Below are 3,591 nucleotides of genomic sequence, written 5' to 3'. Positions count from 1 at the left end.
CCTTTTACAGAATTAACAAGATTTGGAATAAGATCAGCTCTCCTTTGATAAACGTTCTCAACCTGAGCCCACTGCGAAGTTACCTGCTCATCTAGTTTTACCATGCTGTTGTATCCGCATGAGCTTAATGAAAGCACTGCGAAAAATGCTACGATATTCAATACTATTCTTTTCATAATTATTTAATGTTTCTCTAATCTATAAATTTACACTATAGGAATCAATTTTCATACCTTTGTTACAAATCTGGGATAATACCTAGCAAAATATATGATCAAAGAAATTGAAATTGTTCTGCTCCCTGAACATTCAGCAGATGAAAAAAATATTCACGAAAGTGCTTGTAAAGCTCTAAATATTGACATTGAACGTGTAAAAAGCGTCCAGATTCTAAAGCGCTCAATCGATGCTCGAGGGCGCAAAGTAGTCTTCCGATTAAAAGTCAATATTTTTATTGATGAAGTCCCAAAACCTGAAATAATTGCCGATTTAGATCATAATGTCAGCGACAAAAAGCCGGTTTTAATAATTGGTGCCGGTCCCGCTGGCTTGTTTGCAGCTTTGAGGTGTATTGAACTCGGACTAAAACCTGTTATTATTGAGAGAGGTAAGGATGTTAAGCAGCGAAGGAGAGACTTAGCAGTACTAAATAAAGAAGGCATAATAAACAATGATTCGAATTATTGCTTTGGTGAAGGTGGCGCAGGAACTTACTCTGATGGTAAATTATATACACGTTCAAATAAACGGGGCGACATTCAATATGTCTTAAAAACATTTGTTAGCCATGGTGCTACAACAGATATTTTAATAGATGCACGCCCACACATCGGTACAAATAAGCTCCCGGGCATAATTACCTCCATCCGCGAGAAAATACTTAATGATGGTGGTGAAATACATTTTGATTGCCGTGTTACGGATTTGATAATTTCTAGCAATAAACTAAGAGGGGTTCTTGCTGGCGATAAAAAATTTGAAGCGGAGGGCGTAATTCTTGCTACTGGTCATTCGGCGCGCGACATCTATCATTTATTAGAAAAACATAATATTTTAACAGAGGCTAAGCCATTTGCATTGGGGGTCAGGATTGAACATCCCCAGGAGATTATTGATCAGGCTCAGTATCATTGTAGTGATCGCGGGCCCTATCTTCCTCCTTCTTACTATAGTTTAGTTGAGCAGGTAGATAATAGGGGCGTATTCTCCTTTTGTATGTGTCCTGGCGGGATTATCGCTCCATGTGCCACCGACCAAAATGAGATTGTAGTCAATGGCTGGTCTCCTTCAAAACGAAATAATCCATTTGCTAACTCCGGGACTGTTGTTCAGGTTAATCTCGAGGATGTTCCTGGCAGTGTAGATGATCCTTTTAAAATGCTTAAGTTTCAATCTGAGATTGAAAAACTTGCTTTTCAAGCAGGTGGAGGTAATTTGGTTGCTCCCGCACAACGTATGCTCGATTTCGTAAATAATAGGGTTTCCACAGATCTTCCTCATAATTCGTATATCCCAGGAACAAAATCTGCCGATTTATCAACAGTTTTGCCAGATTTTATCTACAGGAGGCTTCAAAAAGCTTTGCCTGCCTTTGGTAAAAAGATGAACGGTTATTTTACTAATGAAGCAATATTGGTAGGGGTAGAGTCAAGAACTTCTTCTCCTTTAAGAATCCCTAGGGATAAAGAAACTTTACAGCATCCTCAACTTGCAGGATTTTTTCCTTGTGGGGAAGGTGCCGGATATGCCGGTGGAATTGTTTCTGCAGCAATTGATGGAATGAACTGTGCGGATGCTGCTTTTAAAATAATTAATTAAACTAATCACATGAAAAAAACACTCATTTTAGGCGCAAGTACAAATCCTGACCGCTATTCAAATATTGCCGCTCATAGGTTAGTTACACATGGCCACTCTATTGTAAATGTGGGCTTAAAATCAGGTGAAGTTGCTGGTATTGCTATTGAATTGCCCGATATTGTGCATCATGATATTGATACTATAACACTTTATCTGGGGCCGGCCAATCAGATTCCTTATTATGATTATATCATTAAGTCAAAACCTAAAAGGTTAATATTTAATCCTGGCACCGAAAATGCGGAACTTGAAAGTCTGGCGAAGGAGCATGGGATTGAAACTACAGAGGCTTGTACGCTAGTGCTTTTATCAACAGGACAATATTAAACGACATTTGGATTGGTAATTCTTATTTCTTTTGGGAAGTAATTGTTTAACCGATTGTCGAGAATTTTTGCCCAGCCAAGTGGATAATCTTCAAAACACATTAATGCCCATCCTTTATATGCTGATTCTAGCTTTAGTTCTTCTCTTTTGAGATAGGAAATGGATTGATCATGGCTTAAATTAATACGATGGGTATTTGGATTATTTAAGAGACTTGCTGCCAATTCATGATTTGGGACAAGATCTTTGCCCATTATTTTACCAATTCTTACCCCCGATTTCTTCAAGTAAAGACGAGATTGTAAATATTGTAAATCTGCTTCCAGTTTTGCAGGAATTGCAAAAAACTCTTCGTTTAAATTAACTTTTCGTAGTTCTGGCGATTCAATTAGCCATTTTCCGATGATTTCTTCACTCTTGCTGTTTACAGTGTTTTCTTTTGCTCGTCTAATCTGAGGAATAGCGCTAATTGATTTTTTTGTGAAAGCGGCAATAAAAAATCCCTCACCTTTTACCTTGTGGGGATAGAATCTGTATCCATAACATTTATGGTGTTCAGATTCTGTTTCTACGATCCCCCATGAATCTTCTATTGGTATTCGTACATTTTCTAAATCAAATGTTTCACAAAGCCAATCTGAAATATCCTCATTTTCTTGCTTGGAATAGGAGCAGGTAGAATAAATTAGGGTTCCATTTTGCTTAATAGATTCAATTACATCAGTAAGTATGCGTTGTTGCCTATGGCTACAAAGTAAAACCGCAGCTTCCGACCATTCATCGATGGCAGCTGGGTCTTTACGGAACATTCCTGAGCCGGAACACGGAGCGTCCACAATTATCGCATCAAAATAACCTTCTAGTCTTTTAAAGTCTTTGGGATCATTATTACTTACGAATGTGTTCTGTGGGCCCCATTTATTTAGGTTATCACATAATACAGGAACTCGAGTTTTAATGATCTCATTGGCTAGCAATAAGCTATTTTTTGTTAATAGCGAACTAATTAAAGTGCTTTTCCCACCAGGCGATGCACAAAGATCGAGTACTTTTAGGTCTTCAGAAAGATCTAAGGTATTTTTCAATACCTGTTCTAAAAACATTGATGAGGCTTCCTGTACATAATAGCATCCCGCATGCAATAGGGGGTCTGCTGTGAAAGATGGCCGTTCGGAAAGATATCGTCCATGCTCGCACCAATGCATAATTTCTGCATTAGGAAATGCATTTACGGGTTTGAATGGGTTTAACCGAATAGAAGTCAGTTGCTCTCCGTTGGTATGTGTTGCAATAAAAGCTTCGTCTTCAATATGGTATTGTTCAATTAAAGATCGAATAAGTGCAGGTGGAAGTTTGCTTGCCATAGTGGGATCAAAAATACAGGAATACTTGATAATGCCTTAC

General features: G+C 38.2%; 4 protein-coding genes. 2 read left to right on the top strand and 2 right to left on the bottom strand.

Going from position 1 to position 3,591, the window contains the following annotated elements:
- A partial coding sequence (locus tag ACILQF_RS11765) for a LemA family protein (protein WP_395627598.1) occupies positions 1–176 on the bottom strand: 176 nt, incomplete at its 3' end.
- Positions 177–270: 94 nt separating this feature from the next.
- Here ACILQF_RS11765 and ACILQF_RS11760 point away from each other — a divergent pair.
- Together ACILQF_RS11760 and ACILQF_RS11755 are read left to right on the top strand one after the other, a co-directional pair.
- Positions 271–1,818, top strand: coding sequence for an NAD(P)/FAD-dependent oxidoreductase (locus ACILQF_RS11760; protein WP_395627597.1), 1,548 nt, complete (start codon positions 271–273; stop codon positions 1,816–1,818).
- Between the two features lie 9 nt (positions 1,819–1,827).
- A complete protein-coding gene (locus ACILQF_RS11755) occupies positions 1,828–2,187 on the top strand; it encodes a CoA-binding protein (protein ID WP_395627596.1) in 360 nt (119 codons plus the stop codon).
- Here the strand turns inward: ACILQF_RS11755 and ACILQF_RS11750 are convergent.
- The gene (locus ACILQF_RS11750) at positions 2,184–3,551 is read right to left on the bottom strand and encodes an RNA methyltransferase (RefSeq protein WP_395627595.1); all 1,368 of its coding nucleotides are present in this window, start codon (positions 3,549–3,551) and stop codon (positions 2,184–2,186) included. The two genes, ACILQF_RS11755 and ACILQF_RS11750, sit on opposite strands and share 4 nt — an antisense overlap.
- Positions 3,552–3,591 lie beyond the last annotated feature (40 nt).

The organism is Daejeonella sp., assembly GCF_044232565.1.
Classification (GTDB): Bacteria; Bacteroidota; Bacteroidia; order Sphingobacteriales; family Sphingobacteriaceae; genus Daejeonella.
Note: the sequence above shows the minus strand (reverse complement) of the source record. Positions and strands in the feature narration are given on the sequence as shown.

Coding starts and splice junctions, on each gene's coding strand:
- ACILQF_RS11760 (WP_395627597.1), top strand. CDS start 271: ATGATCAAAGAAATTGAAATTGTTCTGCTCCCTGAACATTCAGCAGAT.
- ACILQF_RS11755 (WP_395627596.1), top strand. CDS start 1,828: ATGAAAAAAACACTCATTTTAGGCGCAAGTACAAATCCTGACCGCTAT.
- ACILQF_RS11750 (WP_395627595.1), bottom strand. CDS start 3,551: ATGGCAAGCAAACTTCCACCTGCACTTATTCGATCTTTAATTGAACAA.